This window comes from Thermolongibacillus altinsuensis (assembly GCF_004341205.1).
Classification (GTDB): Bacteria; Bacillota; Bacilli; order Bacillales; family Anoxybacillaceae; genus Thermolongibacillus; species Thermolongibacillus altinsuensis.
Genome location: NZ_SLUL01000001.1, coordinates 219,731 through 239,412 on the forward strand (window position 1 = coordinate 219,731; position 19,682 = coordinate 239,412).

At 33.7% G+C, this 19,682-nt stretch carries 17 protein-coding genes and 1 pseudogene; 8 read left to right on the plus strand and 10 right to left on the minus strand.

Annotated elements, in window-relative coordinates:
- The first annotated feature begins 73 nt into the window (after positions 1–73).
- On the plus strand, positions 74–1,150 hold the full coding sequence (locus EDD69_RS01215; RefSeq protein WP_132947143.1) for a nuclease-related domain-containing protein: 1,077 nt from the start codon (positions 74–76) through the stop codon (positions 1,148–1,150).
- Here EDD69_RS01215 and EDD69_RS01220 read toward each other — a convergent pair.
- The gene (locus EDD69_RS01220; protein ID WP_132947144.1) at positions 1,147–3,198 is read right to left on the minus strand and encodes a UvrD-helicase domain-containing protein; all 2,052 of its coding nucleotides are present in this window, start codon (positions 3,196–3,198) and stop codon (positions 1,147–1,149) included. The genes EDD69_RS01215 and EDD69_RS01220 overlap by 4 nt on opposite strands.
- Entirely contained in the window at positions 3,185–6,019 is a 2,835-nt protein-coding gene (locus EDD69_RS01225) for a PD-(D/E)XK nuclease family protein (RefSeq protein WP_132947145.1), read from the minus strand. Before EDD69_RS01225 ends, EDD69_RS01220 begins: the two co-directional genes overlap by 14 nt.
- A gap of 105 nt (positions 6,020–6,124) precedes the next feature.
- Between EDD69_RS01225 and EDD69_RS01230 the strand changes: the two genes are divergently transcribed.
- The 4 genes from EDD69_RS01230 (at position 6,125) to EDD69_RS01245 (ending at position 9,529) form a co-directional block, all read left to right on the plus strand.
- Positions 6,125–6,307, plus strand: a complete 183-nt coding sequence (locus tag EDD69_RS01230; RefSeq protein ID WP_132947146.1) for a DNA modification system-associated small protein — start codon at positions 6,125–6,127, stop codon at positions 6,305–6,307.
- A complete protein-coding gene (gene dndD, locus EDD69_RS01235; RefSeq protein ID WP_132947147.1) occupies positions 6,308–8,323 on the plus strand; it encodes a DNA sulfur modification protein DndD in 2,016 nt (671 codons plus the stop codon).
- On the plus strand, positions 8,311–8,685 hold the full coding sequence (locus EDD69_RS01240) for a DndE family protein (protein WP_043905169.1): 375 nt from the start codon (positions 8,311–8,313) through the stop codon (positions 8,683–8,685). The genes dndD (EDD69_RS01235) and EDD69_RS01240 overlap by 13 nt, the downstream gene beginning before the upstream one ends.
- 97 nt (positions 8,686–8,782) lie before the next feature.
- Entirely contained in the window at positions 8,783–9,529 is a 747-nt protein-coding gene (locus EDD69_RS01245; protein WP_132947148.1) for a Rok-like winged helix domain-containing protein, read from the plus strand.
- A 124-nt stretch (positions 9,530–9,653) separates the two neighbouring features.
- Here EDD69_RS01245 and dndA read toward each other — a convergent pair whose 3' ends face one another.
- Genes dndA through dndB form a run of 5 tightly spaced genes read right to left on the minus strand, consistent with a single transcriptional unit; the run spans position 9,654 to position 15,676 of the window.
- Positions 9,654–10,802, minus strand: a complete 1,149-nt coding sequence (gene dndA / locus EDD69_RS01250; protein WP_132947149.1) for a cysteine desulfurase DndA — start codon at positions 10,800–10,802, stop codon at positions 9,654–9,656.
- Positions 10,799–11,185 (minus strand): DndE family protein, encoded by a 387-nt coding sequence (locus EDD69_RS01255; RefSeq protein WP_132947150.1) that lies wholly within the window; start codon positions 11,183–11,185, stop codon positions 10,799–10,801. Before EDD69_RS01255 ends, dndA begins: the two co-directional genes overlap by 4 nt.
- Before the next feature lie 3 nt (positions 11,186–11,188).
- Positions 11,189–13,219 (minus strand): DNA sulfur modification protein DndD, encoded by a 2,031-nt coding sequence (gene dndD / locus EDD69_RS01260; RefSeq protein WP_424565318.1) that lies wholly within the window; start codon positions 13,217–13,219, stop codon positions 11,189–11,191.
- A complete protein-coding gene (dndC, locus tag EDD69_RS01265; protein ID WP_132947152.1) occupies positions 13,197–14,579 on the minus strand; it encodes a DNA phosphorothioation system sulfurtransferase DndC in 1,383 nt (460 codons plus the stop codon). The genes dndD (EDD69_RS01260) and dndC overlap by 23 nt, the downstream gene beginning before the upstream one ends.
- Entirely contained in the window at positions 14,570–15,676 is a 1,107-nt protein-coding gene (gene dndB / locus EDD69_RS01270; RefSeq protein ID WP_132947153.1) for a DNA sulfur modification protein DndB, read from the minus strand. The genes dndC and dndB overlap by 10 nt, the downstream gene beginning before the upstream one ends.
- Positions 15,677–15,807: 131 nt before the next feature.
- On the opposite strand from dndB, the gene EDD69_RS01275 reads away from it, so the two are divergent.
- From EDD69_RS01275 to EDD69_RS01285, 3 genes and pseudogenes are all read left to right on the plus strand, one after another.
- Entirely contained in the window at positions 15,808–16,092 is a 285-nt protein-coding gene (locus EDD69_RS01275; RefSeq protein ID WP_132947154.1) for a hypothetical protein, read from the plus strand.
- 63 nt (positions 16,093–16,155) lie between these two features.
- Positions 16,156–17,142 carry an HNH endonuclease gene (locus EDD69_RS01280; protein ID WP_132947155.1) on the plus strand — a complete coding sequence of 329 codons (987 nt, stop codon included), beginning with the start codon at positions 16,156–16,158 and terminating at the stop codon, positions 17,140–17,142.
- Between the two features lie 22 nt (positions 17,143–17,164).
- Positions 17,165–17,490, plus strand: a pseudogene (locus tag EDD69_RS01285) (pyrophosphohydrolase domain-containing protein).
- A gap of 52 nt (positions 17,491–17,542) precedes the next feature.
- Here the strand turns inward: EDD69_RS01285 and EDD69_RS01290 are convergent.
- The 3 genes from EDD69_RS01290 to EDD69_RS15475 all read right to left on the minus strand — a co-directional run bounded on the left by EDD69_RS01290 (position 17,543) and on the right by EDD69_RS15475 (position 19,559).
- On the minus strand, positions 17,543–18,232 hold the full coding sequence (locus EDD69_RS01290) for a transposase (RefSeq protein ID WP_132947156.1): 690 nt from the start codon (positions 18,230–18,232) through the stop codon (positions 17,543–17,545).
- 488 nt (positions 18,233–18,720) lie between these two features.
- Positions 18,721–18,867, minus strand: coding sequence for a zinc ribbon domain-containing protein (locus EDD69_RS15470; protein ID WP_243643005.1), 147 nt, complete (start codon positions 18,865–18,867; stop codon positions 18,721–18,723).
- A 29-nt stretch (positions 18,868–18,896) separates the two neighbouring features.
- Positions 18,897–19,559, minus strand: a complete 663-nt coding sequence (locus tag EDD69_RS15475; protein ID WP_243643006.1) for an RNA-guided endonuclease TnpB family protein — start codon at positions 19,557–19,559, stop codon at positions 18,897–18,899.
- Between the last annotated feature and the right edge of the window lie 123 nt (positions 19,560–19,682).

Sequence of the window (19,682 nt, forward strand, 5' to 3'; positions counted from 1 at the left end):
TGTGGATGAGTGTGGTGCTAGTTACTAAACAATGTGATAAAATAGTAAAAAACTCAAATGGGTGTAATGTGAAATGGCAAAAGTCATTCCTAAAAATCCAACATTTCGAACCAATGGGGAAAGACGGATCGTTGAGACACTGGAAGAGACATTAGAAGTTTTATGGACTATTTATTATGAGCCAGTCATTTTAGGTAAGCAACCTGATTTAATTTTATTTCATGAATATCAAGGAATTATCATTCTAGAGGTAAAAGATTACACAAAATCAATTATACAAGAAGTTAACCCTGATTTTTGGAAAATAAAGAAGAAGAATAGGGTCATAAGTGTTAAATCGCCACTAAAACAAGCTATTGAATATCGAAATGAATTGATAACATTACTATCACAAGAAAACGAGTTGCTAGAGGAAAATGGTAAGTATCAAGGAAAGTTAAAAATACCTGTATTATCAGCTTGTGTTTTTCCAAATTTATCTTTAGATGATATTAGTGAACTAAAGATTGACCGTATAATTCCAAAAGAACAGATATTTTCTAAGGAAGATATAACGTCACATTTAGGAGAACGTATTTCTAGATTAACTGAATTATTATTTATTTCAGAAGGATTGACTGAAAGAGAAGCAAATCTTGTAAAGAAATGCATTTATCCAAATTTTACTTTTACTGTTAATGAAAATACACGTTCATACTTTTATGGACAAGATGAAGAAATTTCTAACTTTAAGGTCGAATATATTTCATTTGATAACTATGTCGATGAAATCTATTTTGTTATTAATAAAATTAATCATCTAATTCGTTTAGAGGCAGCGAGGACGATAGGAATTGTTTTTCCAGTAAATCGCTCTCTCAGAGTGGGGACGCTTAAACAATTTATTAAAGATTTATTAAAAAGTCGTAATCTTTACCCATCAAATCAGTCATTTTCGATCAATATTACAGATATAAAACAGGTAAATTATAGTATAAAATTTGATTATTTATTTGTACTTGATATTAACACGATTCGCGGCGGTGAAGATTATCAGGAATTGAAACGTTTAATTGAAAACTATCAGCAAAAACAAACCAATATTGTTCTTACCTCAAATAAAAAATCGTTTTTAACAGAAAAATTAAAGAATCGATTAGCATCCAGCTAATCGATTCTTATCCAATTCTGGTAGCAAATTTTATCTTTAGGGCATCGCTCATTACCTACAAAAACTAATTTTTCTTTCGCTCTTGTCAAAGCGACATATAAAACACGCAACTCTTCCGAATAAGTATGGTACTGGTTTAATGAAACTGCTTCATCATACCCTCTAGATAGGATTCTCCATCCTGCTTGGGAGTAATATTTTTCATAAGAAAATTCAAGCGTACCTTTATCCCGATGATATAGTATTTCAGGATTTAAAGCTTGTTGACTAATACTTTGATCTAAATTTGGTAAGATGACAACTGGAAACTCTAGCCCTTTCGCTTTATGAATTGTCATGAAAGTTACATAGTTATTAGATTCCTGTTTAGGAACATCAGCTTGCGGTTCATCTTTACCTGCTTGAACCATTGCTGAAAGCCATTCAGCAAATTGATACAATGTTATATTTTCATTAAAGCTTAGTTTGCGAGCTAATTGTTTTAATTTGATTAAGTTTGCATATACTTGTGTGGAGCTGCGCTCGCGTATTTTAGTAAATTTATAAATAAAGTCGAGCGTTTGAGCGGGTGTAAACGTGTCTAAATGACTATGAATTTTTTCATAAAGATTTTGTAAATCAGTTTCCTTATCGATAAAAATTGTATTAATTGCTTCTACGAAATATTGTTTTAGGTAAGGGCTCTTTAAATATTGAATGATTTTTAATGAATCGATAATTTCTTTTTGATTGAAAAAATCGCCACTACCAACTACGCGAAACTGGATACCTTGTTTAGTGAATTCCTCAATGAATGATCTCATTTCAAAATTCTTTCGAAAGAGTAAGCAAAAATTGTTGGCGTCCTTATGTTTTAGTTCATTTTTAAGCCACTCAGCTACTTTTTTTGCTTGAGATTCTTCACCGTTACATAAAATCCATTCAGAAATTTTGGAAAAATCCAATTTAGTTTTATTTTTTCGAGGTTTTAAAGGATCGTGATAGAAAACATATTTTTTATTTTCTTTAATATTATCAAATATTTTATTTACAAATACCACAAGATCAGGTTCGGAGCGCCAGTTTGTGGAAAGGGATAAAACAACACCTTTTTCCTTGATCCACTTCTCAATTTTGCTATATGAATCCGTATCTGCTCCCCTAAATTCGTATATCGATTGTTTTAGGTCACCAACAACAAATAGGGAAGGTGCATTCTCTGAGTCGTCACATATCAATTGAATCATTTGTGCTTGATACAAAGAGGTGTCTTGAAATTCATCAATAAATATATGGCGATATTTATTTTTTACCCTTTCTAATATATTTGGATTCTCCTTGAGAATTTTATAACAGTATTCAAGTAAATCATCAATATCTAGAGAGTGATATTTAAGCTTTAAGTGGTATTCATAAACTTGCTCGATTAGCTCAATTAATTCTATCTTTAATTTTCTTTGAATTGGATCTTCTAAATTGGCATAACGTCTTGTCTGTTTAATTACTTTAGCAATATCAAGTCCCTTGGTACGAAGCAACTCGTAAGCATTGGAAACCACTTCTTTAAATTTATGAATGGGCATAATATTTAAATGTTCAATAGATTTCTGTTGTTCTTTCTTTTGCTGGATCCAAATTTCAAAAACATCGTCTATTGCCTTTTTATGAGAATCTGGCTTTATTTGAAAATTGGGACTGAATAGAACGTCTTTACTGTAATATGGACCAATTTCATCTAAAATCGCTCGGCAAAATTTGTGAATTGTTGATATTTGGCATGAATTTAAAGATTCTAATTCATAGCGAAATCTTTTTTTTTCTGCTATTGAAGTGCAGTTTTTCCACTTTCGATAAAACAATCTTTTTAATCGGGATTGAAGCTCTTCGGTTGCTTTATTCGTAAAGGTAATAATCGCCATATCTCTAATAGATAATGTTGGGTCATCTTCAATTAATCGTATAATTCTGCGAGTGAGAATTTCTGTTTTTCCTGTACCTGCACCAGCTTTGACTAAAATTTTTTTACTATTTTCATTAATGACTGCCTTCTGCTCATCAGTCAACCTCATTTTCGTGAATCTCCTTTTCTCTACAAGCATTTTGAAATACGCAATAGTTGCAATGGGCTCCAGTCCTTTTCGGAAAATCACTTAAGGCAATTTTTTCAGCATAATAATGTAACGAACTTTCTGCAACAGATTCTTTTCGGCAAAAGTTGCTTAGCAAATTAAAATAATTGTTTTTTATTTCTTTTAACCTTTTTTGTTCGTCCCAATGTTCGTTAGTATGAAACGATAAGATCTTTTTCATATTTTTAATTGCGTAATAGTGTGTAGACGTAGGGTAATTGACTTGTAATTGTCTTTCTCCATAGAAAGTATAAGGGCCAATTTTTATTTGATGACTCTGCGTTTTCAATGATAAATTTGCATATTTATGATCAGTTTGCGATAAAATTCGCTCAATTAGGTTCAATAAATGCACTTTTGTTTTAATTTTGACGTCTTCCCAAAACCGTTGGCCGATTGGGAAAAACACTTTAATCTTTGATTCTGCTTCATCAATAATAGTGGGGATTGTACGTTCAATTCGATTTAAGTCATCTGCAGAAATAGTCGGAAATTTTTCCACAAGTTTTGTAATAGCTTCTTCATGTAAACATGAAATAGCAAAATTTTGTATATGAAATATTGTAGAATACACACGTTCATGAGATAGTGTTTTCTCATAATAAAATCTTCTCGGGCAAAATTCATAAATTGCTATGTCCTCTATAGTGATTATTTCATTTTCATCTAATGGTTTTATTTGTGGTAATTTTTGAGATATCTTAATATTATGAGGTATAATGCTTCCTTCGAATAGAAGTCCCGCTTTTATAAGTAGATCTTCAATGGTTTCTTTTGAGTTTTCACTTTCCTCAATGCCAAAAGTTTCTGCAATATCATTTAAATAGTGGGATGGGGTTAACTCTATACCATTTTCGAATTTAGAATACGTAATAGTTAAATTTTTCTTGGCTGCATTCAGTACAATGTAAAAATAATACATAGAACGGTCAAGATAGTAGTGAATTAAGGATGTATCATTAGGGAAATGTTGTTTAGTTGTTTGATTTAATATTTTTCTCTCAATAGTAGACGTGATAGGCCACTTATAATTAACCACATCAGGATACATATTTTGTGTAAAGCGTGCAAGAAAAATATAATCGTACTCTTGGAACTCAATGTTGTTTGGACCTGTTACTAGTATTTTATCCAATTGTTTTTGTATGTTTTCTTCCAATTCAAATCCTTTATCAGTTAAAATGGCATGAATTCTTCTAGCAAATTCAACTCGATTAATTGTTAATTGCCGATGTAAAGATAATTGATTAGTGATTTTTAACAAACGGCTTTCGATTTCCGAATCTAAATCATTAATAAACGGCGAATTTTTGATATACGAAATCATATGAGTCATATGATCTTGGAAAGTAGTTTCTTTGTCAGAGATTAGATCAGAACTAACTTTTTCAATTATCTCAATTGTTTCTTTTAAGTGAATCAAAGTTTGTTTATCGATATAAAATAGAGGATGATAACTAAAATTTTCTGTTAATTGTTCTTTGGCATTTATGAGTTGTTCAATTGTAAAATACCAATCGGCGAATGATTGGCAATCTTCAAAAAATACTTTTAATTTCTCAAAAGGTTCAATTAATGATTCGGAATTTTTTATAAGCTTTGAATGTAATAATTCGGTGAAAATATTAACATCAAAAATATGATCAATATTGAATGCTTCAAGCCGATCATCTGTATAAATTTTGAAAAGATTATTAATCCCTCTTCCATGAGGTAATTGAATAAGCGGTCTATCCGGTGCTTCCACTACAAGGCCATATATTTCTGATAATTCTCGAACAATCGGTCTTAATTCCATTGGATTAGGTGTAACGATCGCAATTTTATTAGCTGTCGTCATTTTGTGGTGAATTAACTGCGCAGCACGTTCAACAATTCTATCCAATTCTTCTTCTGCGGAAGTAAAACGAACGATTTGTACAGAAAGATCATCAACTTCATCAATTTTAGAGTGAAAAATGGAGCTTGATAACTTTTCCACAACATTATGTTTTTTCTCTTCAGATTTGATGGACTGCCATTTAGAGAAAGCAACATAATTTTGATATGTTGTTTTTATTGCTTCAAAAGCTGGATGATCTTTTACGTCTAGATCAACTGGAAGAAAACAAACTATTGGTTTGTTTAAAGCGTTAAAACGGTCAATAAGTAAGTGATGTTTTGATAAGATTGGTAAAAAGGCTCCGTCTAGTATTAGCATTTCAAAATCTCTAAAGTCATGTTCTTGAAGAAGCTTTATAGATGCTTGGCCAAAATCTAAAACATTTTGTTTAATAAGTTCGTTTAGATATGTTTCATATAAATCACAAATGGTTTGCCAAGAAGGAGTTTGATCCAAATTACGAATTTCTTGAATATTTAATCCTGTTTGTGAAAGCATTAAAAAACAATCGGTAATTTCTTGAATAGATGATTTCCAAGCTAAATTATTTGTGGTCTCATTTTGTTGTAAAATCCGTTCAACAATAATAGAAGATTCTCTTTTTGAGAGAACTGTTAAATTACTTTTTATGATAAGTTCTTGTAAAAATTGATCCATTTCATATAAATCAACATATTTTTGGCGAAGCTTTTGTTCAATTTCTTTTAACTTAAGACCGTAGAATTCATTTGGAACTGTTGATTTATAAGATTGTAATCTTCTGCGATATAAGATGAGTGTAGGTACGATATGTAAAATTTTTCTCTTTTTAGTAATGTCAATGTGTTTTTTTAGCCATGTTTCAATGTCTTCGGTATTTGGAGAGCACAATATTTTCAAGTTTAATCCCACCTATATATTAAGTTTCTACCAACTTTTATAGTATAATACTACAATAGAACTAGACAATATGATTCAGTATAATATATTGGATGGTGAAGAAAAATGCATAAGGAAGAAGAAAAAATTATTGAAGAATTATGTGAAAAATATCAACTCAAGCCATTTTATTTTAAAGAACTATTCAAAATAGAAAAAGAATACGCAGATCGTAATATGGAAAGAAGAACAGGGATTTACAGAGACATTAAAAATAAAATTAATGAATGGGTGGAAGGAGGGAAATAGATGATATTTGAATATATTAAGTTTAAAAATTATCGACCTTACTATGGTGAACAGATTCTTTATTTTAGGGATAAAAACAAAAAAGATTTTTCAATACATAAAAAAAATATTGTTCTAATTGGTGGATTAAACGGTCATGGAAAAACATCTTTAATAAATTCTATTTTTATTTGCTTTTATGGGCGAAGAAAATTCAAACCGAAAGAATATGCTGAGTTAATGAGAAATGCGGTAAATAAAAAACATATTGCTGAGGGCGGAAATGAAGGTTCTGTGGAATTAGCTTTCACCGATGAAACTGGTACATATGCCATTGAAGTCACCTTTAACCATACACAACTCACAGAAACGCGCAGAGTATATGAATTAAATGAGGATTTACAAAGGGTTAGAGAAATTGTTACAACTGAACAAGCCTTTTATGATTTTATTGACCAACGCATTCCAATGGATGTATCACAATTTTTTATTTTTGATGCTGAGAAAATTCGTGATTTAGTTGGTGAACAGGACCGTGCTGAAACAATCCATGCGATTCAGAAGGTTGTATCATTAGAGCTATACAATCAATTATTAAAAGACCTGGATCACATCTCAAATGAATTAACACGAGACTTACGAAAACAAGTAAAAGATGCGGATATCGAAGCTTTATTAGATCGTCTAGAGGAAATTAATGAAAAATTAGATCAATACGAAGAAGAAGAAAATCAAGTAAATGAACAAGTGGCAATTTTAAGTGAAAAAGAATCAGAGTTACAACGTGAACGCAGACAGATCATTTCTCATTCTAGTGCAACAAAGCAACAGCTTAGCCGTTGGATTGGAGAATATGAAGAGAAACTAAAACAATACAAAAGCTTTTTCAAAAAATTTAAGGAAAAAGACTTACAACAACTTGTTTTATTGCCAGCGATTCGTAAGTTAAAGCAAAACATTAAAAGAGAAAAGGAATATTTAGAAGCCAAATATCGCGAGGAGTTAAAATTTACTCCATATGATAATTTTATTGTTAAGCTTTTAGATATAACTGTTGACCCGCCATTAACAGAAAAACAAAAAATACAGTTGAAATTAAAAGGCAAAGAAATTTGGGCGCAATTAAATAACATCCAGAGAAACGTTCTTAAAGAAGAAGTTAAAGTAATTCATGATCTATCAAACAAAGATTATCAAACGCTTGCCAATTATCCTGAGGCGAAGTCAAGAAATATTAAGCCAATTATAGAAGAAATGCAAAAGGCAGAAGAGATGTTACGAAAGTATCAAGCACAATTAGATGATGCACCTGATGAAATTGATACATCAGAAATCGATGAAAAAATTAAAGAATGCAATCAGCAATTGGGGGAACTTCGTGCAAGAAGAAAACAATTATTTACGCTTATTCGCCAACTGCGTGATGAACACGCTCGAATCCAACGAGAAATTACCGAAAAAGAGCGAGTTAAAAGTGAACTTGGTCCAATCGAAGAAAAAATCAGTTTAATCAATCGACTCCGCGATGCTACGCAAGAATTCATTGACCAAGTGACATTGTTAAAAGCAAGGCAACTGAAATTAGAGGTAGAAACGATCATAGAGCAAATGTTCCGTAAGAACGAGTTTGGCGAAGTGACGTTCCACCCAGAAAAATTTACGTTGACAATTTATAACCAAGAAGGAAAAGAAATCGATTTAATGTCACGTTCAGAGGGGGAAAAGCAGTTAATTGCTCTTGCGATGATTTGGGCACTTACGAAAGTATCTGGAACACAAATTCCATTTGTAATTGATACACCGCTTGCTCGTCTAGACAGTATTCATAGGGCTAATCTTGTACATCATTACTTTACTAAATTAAGCGATCAAGTCATTATTTTATCAACGGATACTGAAATTACTAAAGATTTCTACGAGGAGTTAGCTCCATTTATTGAAAAATCATACTTATTAACTTTTGATGAACAAGAAAAGTATACAAAAATTGAAGAAGGTTACTTCTTTGAGAAGGTGACAAATCCATGGCTGGCGTAAAATTATCAAAAAAAGGGTATCAAATTCTCGAGCGGGCAATGACTGAGTTAGAAATGGAACGCCCAGAGGTGCTTCGACTAGCATTTGCCAAAGGTTTAACGGAATCAGAAACAATTCAAGAAATCAAAAGGGAACATTCAAACTTTGAGTTCCCGACTAGTGTTATCGCAAAAGGTGATGAAGCGTTATTAGTTAAACATTTAATTATCGATAAGGTACAAACACAAATTGATGAAACGAAATTGGACAAGCTTATTCTCAGCTGTGTTGAGCAAGGGCTTGAAATTATGGAACAAGAGATGAATGAACTCTCAAACGCTGATAGTTATTTGCTGTATTTGGTACAAAAACATGGGAAATAATAATAATTTTAAGGGCTACTTAACTCAACGTTAGTAGCCCTTACATACATAGTTCAATAAAAATATTAGAATATTTTAATTGTAGAGGTGTGGATATTTGAATAATAGAAAAACAAACCAAAGTCGTGTTGTCGAAGAAATTATAAAACTTCTAACGCAACACCCAGAGGGATTAAGATATTCTCAAATAAAAAAGTCAATAGAAAATAAATGTCCGGATATTCACGAAAGCAATATAAAGAATGTTATCCCAAAATTAGAGCAATTCACAGATCAAGTTAAAAAAATTGATAGAGGGTATTTTAAGCATATTAACTATATTTCGGGTACTAATGAGTTTGATGATAATAAAGGTATAGCTGGGGAACAAAAAATAAAAGAAGAATATTTTTACGATGCCTTTGCTGAATGGCTCGAAAATGAAATCGAGGAGTGTAGTAAAGCCATCTCATTAGGTGGAAATATTCTGAGGAAAAAATGGGGAACGCCAGATGTAATTGGAATTCGTGAATATAGATCGATAATACCGCTTCCAACTGAAATTGTTTCTGCAGAGATAAAAATTGATACTAATCAGTTAATTACAGGATTCGGGCAAGCCTGCTCATATAAACTATTTAGTCATAAAACTTATTTAGTTCTTCCTGATGATTCTCCGGAAGAAGATATTCGGCGAATAGATGCGCTTTGTAGAATAAATGATATAGGATTGATATTATTCAACAAACTAGATCCTGAAAATCCAAATTTTCAGATCAGAGCCAGAGCGAATAAGAACGAGCCGGATATGTTTTATGTCAATGAAATTATCAATGAGTTGAGGTATTCACGTTTATTTAAATAGGAAAATTCAATTAAATTAGAATCCTTTCTAACTTTCTAATAGGAAAAGGATTTTAACAGTATCCAAACAAAAAGGAAGCTGTAGCATAAAGCTTCCTTTATCTGTAACAATCTAATGCTAAATCTTAAATCATTAAATTCTCAACAGTTTTCTTGAAATTTATACAAAAGTTATTTATTTCATTATAATCTATATATTTATTAAGTGATACTCTAAACGAACTTTTTACTTCCATCACATTTAAACCAATCGCACTCAATACATAAGACGGCTCATTGATTGAACAAGCTGAACCGGTGGAAATGGCAAATTCATCTTTAAGACTTCGAATGATTAACTCATTGTTGATTCCTGGTATTGTAAAGTTAATAACTCCAGGAATTTTTTGTTTAGGGTGACCATTAAATTTTATGTTTGGAAAATTTTCTTTTAGTGCTGAAACTAACTGTTTTTCGAGTTCTAATAATTTGGTTTGATGTTCTTTTAAATTGGCTTTTGCAATTTCTGCAGCTTTTCCAAGACCGACGATATTATGGACGCTTAAAGTACCAGAACGGTAACCATCTTCTTGATTTCCACCGTGGAGAAGAGGAGTTATTTTTGTTCGCAATCCTAACTCACGTTTACGAATGAAGCATGCACCAATCCCTTTTGGTCCATACATTTTATGCGCAGATAATGAAAGGAAATCAACGGGTACTTTCGATAAATCAACTTCGATTTTTCCTAATACTTGTGTGGCATCAGTATGAAAAAATACATGTGGATGATGTTCTTTCACATATTTTGCTAGTTCTTCAATGTTGTTAAGTGTACCGATCTCATTATTCCCCCACATAATCGACACTAATATTGTATCTTCACGGATCGCATTTTTAAGTGTCTCTAGTTGGACTTGACCATATTGATCGACATCTAAGTATGTTACTTCGTAGCCTTCACTTTCTAAAAATTTGCATGTTTCCAGTATTGACTTATGTTCAATTTTAGAAGTAATAATATGTTTCCCTTTATTTTTGTAGTAGTGGACGATGCCTTTTAACACAAAATTATTGCTTTCAGTTGCACAGCTTGTAAAAATAATTTCATCTGGTTGGCAGGAGAGAAGGGAGGCAACATGGCTTCTCGCTTCTTCAACTGCCTTTTTTGCATTTTCTGCTAATGTGTAGTATTTGCTTGAAGGATTTCCGTACTCTTCGGTTAAATAAGGCCACATGGCTTTACTTACTTCGGGATCAATTGGAGTTGTAGCGCTATTATCTAAATAGATCACCGTACCATCTCCATTTCAAAATTAGCTAAACTCTTAATGAATTTTTCATAATTACCCGCGTATTTGTATTCGTTTTCCAGTAACTTCGCACCGCGATCTAAATGTTTTTTGATAAGGATAGGGAAATACTCTTCATCCGTAATTGCCCGACCAAGCTGTTGGGCAATTATTGCTTTGTATGCAAAATCTTGTGTACCGGTTAGGGTGTTACGGTTGAATTCTAAACCATTTGTATCAGATTCAAATTGTTCAATTGGTTCGTCAAGTAGTAAAGAAAGAGAAATAGCTAAACGTGCAAGAATATTTGGTGTTAAGTTCGTGTTCGTTTGCATTTGTTTTAAAATTTCCATTGTTTCTTTCGATGTTTTAAGACGAAACTGCATTTGTTAATTCATCACCTTTTGAAAGAAATAGTTGTTGCTTATATCTACACGGTTTGTATCGCGATTGAAATTTAGTAAAAATTCTTGTTGAATATAAGGTTTAATTTTGTTGTAGTAATGTTCATCAATCTCAGTATTTGTTGAGAGAATGATGATTTGCTCACCTGCGACTGGTAAATATTTTTTAATAAGATTTTCCTTGTGTGTATGGTCAAGACGACCAAATAGGGTATCTAACACTAATGGAATTTGTTGTTTCGATGCTTTTAACAAAGCCCATAACAACGATAAAAAGAAAATTTGTGTTTCTCCAGCAGAGAGAGAATGTTTAAATACAGGGCTATTTGCATGATTTAACATCGTTAATTCGAAAGTATGCGGATCGATTTTAAAAGAGTTTAAAAATTGTCCTTTTCTCATTAATGAGTTAAACATTTGTAAGAAATATGTTTCAACAGTTCCAAGGTATTTATTAATTTGTATTTCTTGGTATTTTGATAATACCCGGTTTAGTTTTTGGCATAACTCAAAAATGTTACCATCTTTTTGAGCTTGGTACACACGTTTTGCAGCCTTTTCTTTTTGAATCATAAGTTCATTATAAAACTTTCTTGCTTCCACAAGTTTAGCTTCATTGGCTTCAATTTCGTATTTAATTTGTTCGTGAATACGGGTTTGTTCGTTAAGTTTGTTAACAATATCTTTTAACACATCGTCTTTTAAGTTATGTTCAATTTGTTTTTTAGCATTATAAATCTCGTTTGTGAGTTGTTCCATTCGAGCGAAGTAGTTGTTAATCTCTTTTCCATCAAATTTTTGCACTTGTTTGAATAACTCGTGCATAGCATGTTTTTGCTCTTTTGTCATTTCATGAATTATTTTAAATTTATCTAAATTGACACCTATTGGTTTCAGTAAATCAAACAAACGTTTGTTTATTTCAGCAATAAAAGAAGAAGTCGCCTCATTTCCGCTTTGGTCAGTGATATGAAATTTATGAGATAAGCTTTTTAATACATGTGGAAGGGTTTCGTTTCCGAGTTCTTCCTTTAATGTTTCATATCTTTGCACTCGTTCTTCATTTTCTATTTGTGTAACGACTTTTTGAACAAGTTTTTGTGTAATGACAAATGGTAAAAGATTTGCTGCAATTTCTTTAATTTTTTCAGAGATTTGTTTCTTTTCTTGTTCCATTGCGAAAATTTTATTGTTTAATTCTTCGCGTTCACGGGCCATAATACCGCCTTGATTAGAAAATTCACGTTCGAGTTCTTGAATTTTTACTTGAGTATCTTTTAACTTTTCTTTTAATTCGGCAATTCTAGTTTCTAAACGGTTTATTATATTTTCTTGATTACGAAGATCGTGTTCAATTTGTGTATATTGTCTCTGTTCTTCAGTTAAATTAGCAAAAATATTTTCTTGTTTTAAGTATTTTAATAAGTCTTCTTTAAGAATGTCAAAAAGGTCTAAGTTAAAGAGAGTCATAAATGCTTCTTTTACGTTTGATTCGAAACGTGGGTCAAGAACATATTGTTGAACTTTTTCCCCATCAAAGAAGAAAAAGTCAAATAAACTTGGCGGTAAATAACGTCTTAAGAAGTGATAAAATTCTTCTGTTTCTCTTTCGTTAAGAATAAGATCTCCCTTAAAGATTTGTGCATATTCTTTTACAGACTCATTAATGAGCTTCCATTGCCTAATAATTTTATAATGTTCAGGTTCTCCATGATTTCGAATAGTAAACTGAATTTCGATACTTGCTTCGTTAGTTCCTTCAGCCAGTGCATAAAGGTTTATTTTGTCTTTAATATAGTCCATATATTTTGTGTTTACTGATTTGTATCCAAGAAATAATGGACCGTAGATTGCAAGTTTAATAGCAGATAAAAATGTGGTTTTACCAGATCCGTTTTCACCACCAATTAGAATAATATTACTTCGACCTTTTTTGCTGCCAAATGAGAATTCATTACGTCCGTAATAAATACCAAAGTTGTTAATTACAAGTTTATTGATCTGCATATTTTTCACCTTTTAACTTATCAAAATGTAGCCATTCTTCGTTGAGAATTCGGTTTATATCCTTTAGGATGCCATAACGGTGTTTATAACCGTAATGCTCAAATTCCAAATTAATTAACTTTTGAATTAATTCAAATTCTACTTCTTCTTCGTCACAGAGGCGTTTTAATGTTTTAATATCTTCGCTTTCTAAAAACTTGCTTTGTTCAATATCCCAGTCTGGACGTGTTCCGTATACTTCTTCGTAAATAGTTAAAACGGAATCTTCCCAATCACCTTTATCAAACCAGATTCGGCGAATTTCTTTTAATTCTTCTAAGGTAATTAATTCATATTTCGGATGGTCAGGATGTTGTAACTCTTTTTCCGTTTTTAATAGTTCTTTAAGAATTTCCTTGCGATGTTCAAGTGTATATGGTCCTAAACCTTTCCGTTTGTTCTCATCATCTCCAACTAAGTAAACGGATCCGTTCATCCGTTTCTTTTCCCGATAATCTGGGTTATCGCGATTTTCTAAAAGCCAATTTCTAAAGCGAAGCAGAGGGATTAACCATTCATCACCAGATTCGATAAATCCTTTCAAAGATTTATCTTCTTGAACAACTGTACATACCCAGCAGCCAAAGCGACTATTACCGCAAGAAGGGGTTGACTGGTCAATGACAAGTGGACATTCCCCTTGACTATCTTGATATAGGGCTAGCAAATCACTGTTATCTGCTCCCCAAGGATTTGGAATTTGCATGAGATAAGTCCAAACATCATCTAATGAAAAGTCTTCAATTGGAGCATAAACATATGAATTTGGTAGTTTAGTATGTCTGCGTAAAACTTTTCCCTCAATTTTATGAGTATTCATTACTTGTGCGCGTGTTGAGCTTTCTGATTTACGTACGCCAAGAACAACAACTGTTTCACCAAATTCAGATACTTTATTTAAAATAAATGCATTTGCTGGATCAATCTTTAAACGATCCGTACACCAGCGAAATTTTTGTCTTGGTGCAGGGTAGCCTCTGCCAATTAAATTAACCCAAAACGTATTTTTTATATCGGGCATGACTTTCTCGACATGAATAGGTAATCCTAATTCTTTAGCTGCTTTTTTCATTTTCAACAATTGTTCGTCGATATGTTTTAGTACTTTTGGGTTTTCTACCATTGTATCAGATGAAATAATGTATACAGGTTTTGTTAGATCCCCCTTGCTCATTGAGGATAGTGCATAGAACACAATTTGCACGACAGCGGTAGAGTCTTTCCCGCCGCTAAACCCGACGACCCATGGACGATCATCAGATTTATAAACTTCTTGAACACTTCTATATAAATCCTCTTTTTTATGCTTGGCAAAATAATTTAGCGCCATTTTTGAAACTCCTTTGTTAAAAATTCCTGTTCTAATTGTTGTTCTTCTTCGGTTAACGGCAATCCTAACTGAAGCTTAATTTGATTTTTTGTTAACTTAATTGATTGTTGGTTCTTGTTAATTCGACCATTTCTATTATACGCCCGATGCAACCAAAGTGAAGTGTTGGAACGACTCCAATCAATTTTACCAAGTTTTTTAAGTATATTTATCCAATCTTTTTTGTTGCTTATGTAGAGCTCGTAGCCAATCATACCGATTGCTTCAAGAGTGATTCCATACGAACACAAATAATTAGTACGCAATTCATGCGCAGTTATTTGTTTATTTAACACAAGATTCCATTCTTGAATACTGCTTGTTAAAGTAATCCAAAATTGCTTAAGAAATTCCTTTGTCTCTTCCGAAATCGTAGAGCCCTTCTTTAAGTTTACTAAACGTTTATTAGTAGAATAAATTGCACTAAGTGTAAATATTTTTGGACTAAATTTGGATAGGGAAGAATTCTCCATATCTGTTAAGGTTCTTAATAGATCATTTGATTGAATGATTTCTTTCGTAATAATCGATAGCTCATCACGCCAATCGTACAAGATCCCGATAGACTTTGTAGAGTTCACAGCATGTTTATTTAGATCCGCAAATAACTGCTGACTTCTTTTCAAACCTTGATCGTGGAAGAATACGACTGAAATTGTTTCGTTTCCAAGATCGGGATTTATACTAATTGCTTCTTCAATAGCTGCTCTACGGTGTTGACCATCGTTAATTAAAAAACGAGCATCCATATTAATAACAAGTTTACCGATATTTTTGTTAGTCGTTTCATCAAAAGGAATGAAATGCATTTCACCATCTACCGAAGCAGTAATAGAAGAGAAGACATAGTCATTCGGATTCTCCAAAATGTACCTGGTTATTTCAGGAATTCTATGCTTATTTAGCAAACGTTGAGCACGGAATTCGGCGGGGATTTCTTCCTCGTCGAATAAAAAAATTTTTGGTATTAGCTTTAAAGGGCACATGGCTACGTAATATTCACGATTTGCTTGAATACCTCGGACGGCTGGGAAGTTGTACGTAAAATTATAATCCATATATGTAATCCTCTCCTATTACGTACGTAATATGTTACTCTATTTAATTTATCATAGATCACAACCATCGACAACTTTTTCCTTCTGCATCTATAATAACTTGTGTATATGGTGTTTAGGGGGGATTATTTATGGAAAAGTGTGTAAAGTGCAATCGTTCAGGTGTTGAATTATTAGAAACAGGAGATTTAAGAATTAATCACATCGAAAAAGTTTGTGAGGAATGTTTAGTTAAAATTTTTGAAGAAAAAGTAGAAAAAGAAAACCTTGTATGTGATGAGTGTGGAACAAAACTAAAAGTAAGAATCGATGATGATATAGCATGGTTTTATTGTGACAAGGGTGAAGAACATACTGATTATGGCGAATATTTATTAGAACCATTAGACCCAAAAGAAGGAGAGAGTTGGTTTTAATAACCAATTAATAAGAGAAGCAGCTCTTAAGCTTCTTCTATAATTACTTATAGGGTGTTAAAGATGAGCTGGAACCTAAAAATCGGAGAAATTAAAGAACAGTATTTAAATGAACAACAAATTTGGCAAATGTTCAATACGTTCTTTTCGCCAAAATCCAAAAATACAATGACTTATAAATTTGGCCTTATTAAATCACTAATCGAAAACTTGTATAACGTAAACGAAAATTTAGAGGTCAATTATTATCAGTTATTTGAGTCGTTCACGAAAATTTATTGGAATCTAGTGGTGCATCATCAATTAAAACAGAGCAATAGCTCATCGATGAATTCAGCGGTTGAAAAAGTTTTAATGAATTTTCAAAAAGAACACCGAATTCCAAATGATTTCAAGTTCGATAAACTGCCTCATGATCTGCAGCTAAAGCTTGTTCAGCAGGTAAAAAAGGAAGGAAATAAATATGTGATTGGAGCTCTGTATGGAGATTCAAAAGGAGTTATTTATGAGTTTGATTTAAAAAAAGAGTATATGAGAATGAATGAAGCCGTCTACAAATTTATGCTAAAGCATCAAAAGGTCCTTACATATTTGACGAATTATCATCTTGCTTTGTTTTTAGAAAAGTATAACAAAGCGGAAAATACAGTGCATATGTTAATGAAGGTAGAAAATGTGTCTAAAAGGTCTTCGCTTGATGGGTTTTATAATATACTCATTTCCTTTGGAGAAAAAACATGTTTTTATTGCGGAAAAACGTTAGATGGACGAACGGTAGCTCATGTAGACCATTTCATTCCTTGGAGTTTTGTGCAAACGGATCATTTATGGAATTTAGTGTTAGCGTGTCGAAGTTGTAATCTTTCGAAACGAGATCGAATAGCTAAACAAGTATTTTTAAATTCTCTAATTGACCGAAACGAACAGCTTGCTGAATCAAATGAAGAGGTAATAATAAAGGAATTTAAATTTTATCGACCAGAGAAACTGCAAGATCTGTATCATTATTCAATTGTTAATGGTTTTGAACATCAATGGAGTCCAAATTAGTGGTAATCTGGAGTGAAAAATAGTGAAAGTATATAACAAACTCGTCCGTGACCGTATTCCAGAAATCATTAAGTCTAGTGGGAAGTTATGTAAGATTCGAATTTTACATGAAGATGAATACGTTCGTGAATTGAGAAAAAAGTATTTGAAGAATTAGAAGAATACATGTCTGTGAAAGATGATGAAGCAACGATTGAGGAATTGGCAGATGTGCTGGAAGTTATTTATGCTTTAGCAGAATATCATGGGGTGTCGCTCGAGAAATTAGAAGAAGTTCGTGCACAAAAAGCGGAAAAGCGAGGGGGATTTAAGGAAAAAATTTTTTTAATAGAGGTTGAGGATATGTAATCTTTAACTGGTTACAAAATAAATATAAAACACCCGTGGTGCTAGTTGAGTCTTAACGCTCAACTAGCCCAAGAACAACAAGCGAGTAAGCCAGTAAAATACCATCCAGTGCCGTTTCAAATCCGGAAACCGAGTTAGCTCGAATCTCGGTGATCCGATACGGATCGACTAAAATCGAAAACACGGTTTCAACCACTTTGCGTTTTCGTTTCATCCAATGTTTCCATGCGTCCGATTGGCGAATTCGCTGATTTTTTCGAACAGTCGTCCAAAAAGCGACTCGATGCTCTTCGTACAGCTTCTTTTGCAGCTTTTGGCTGATATACCCTTTGTCACCTAGGTTATACGTGACGCGATACATTCGGGCTGAATGACACAGCTCGATCGGCAAGCTGTCCACGACCGCATACGCATGGTGTTGCCCGCGCTTGGCCAGCTGGTGTCGTACCCACTTGATCGCAAAGCCAAGCGCTCGGCAGTGAGAACGCTCAGGGAACAAGGCCTTAGGGAACAAATTCCCGATCACAAACCGATGCCAAGCCCGTTCGGAAGTGAAGCCCAACAATTTTCCGAGGACATGGACGGTGATGATGACCTCGTCTTCCTGTTTCAACAAATGACGATTTCGACGTTGAAGATGAATCTGGATACTCGATAGTTGAGCCGATACAAAAGACAAAATCGCTGCATATTGTTTTTGAAGTTTGGCTCGATTTGTTGTAAAATAAAAGTGCTCTTGCATGTGAATTCTCCTTTTAAATGTTTGGTCGCACTTTCATTTTAAGGAGATCCTCATGCAAGGGCTATTTTTATGCTTGTCTGATTTTATCTTATCTAGCACCACGGGTATTTATTAATTAAAGAATATAAAGTGCTCTAGGGGATAGGGGCTCTCAAGGGAGTCCTTATCCGTTCAGCCATTCAATGGATCTATTAGAAGTTAGGTAGTAAAGTGACTCAGCTCTAGAATACATCCTATATTCAGAAATGCTTATTTTATATCGGGTCAAACGGACGCATAAGCAAAACATCATCGATACAAATGAACCTCTCCCACCTACACGTTGTTGAGAGGCGGGAGTTTCTTACCAACTCCATCGAAGAAGCTTCAACGCAGAAGAAGGCTGTCTTCTCCTGCTCGATGAACTCATCGGAAGCCTTTTCGATCGATGAGTAAGCAACATCGGCTTTCCACCGATGGGACGGAACAACCCATCTACTACTTCTTGCTTACGCAATCCGTAGATACGTCAGCTTCGTCGGTACCTTCCAAGGAATGATTTTTTGATGCACCGCCTTGCTTAAGATGTTTCGGGCCCCATGAACATCCCGATGTTCTTCGTATCCACAGGAACAAGCAAAGATTCGGGTGGACACTTTTCTTCTCTTCTGGCAGACAGGTGAGTCTATCTTGTATACGTTTCCTCTACTTCCTTCAGGCGAATGCCGTGCTGCGCCAATTTGTACGCAAGATATTGCTTGACTTTCCCGAACGACCAATTCGAGATCTTTTGCGCTTGTTTCCGGTTGGCTCGCTTTTTCTTTCTGGTGTTTCGCTGGACTCCCTCGACTTTTCCAATGTATACATCCGATCCAGATTGAGCGAGGCACCAGTCGACAAACTGCTTCGTTGTTTTATGAAGCGCATCCCGCAGCTGTCGCTCTGATTTCGATAAGACATACCGTTTCGCCCGCTCGTACTTCTTCCATTGACGGGAACCTTTTTGACACTTGGATGGACGGCGCTGAATCTCGGCGAGTTTTTTATTCCGCAGCCGATGAAGAGAGCGCACTTTTCTTCCGGTGATGAGAAGGGCTTGGCCGTTTTCACAAAACGCCCCCATCGTATGAATTTCGCCTAGATCCACACCGACCATATGACCCGGTTGATAGGCTTTCGCTTCCTGGCCATCTTCATAAGTGACGGCCAAATACCAACCGTTATCGTAACAACATTCGATTTCTTTGATCATTCCTTGAGGTAAATTCGAAGCATAGGCGATGATAGGTTTTTCTCTCTTTCCATTATGGATGCCCATCGACAGTTCGATTTTTCCATTTTCATACACTTTGAAACCGTCTTTCGCCCATTTTGTGTTGAAGTGCTTCTTTTTCCTGTAGGGATAACGAGCCTGGCGAAGTCCTTGTTAGATGGCTTTTTGAGCGGATTATTGAGCGAAGACATATTTGTG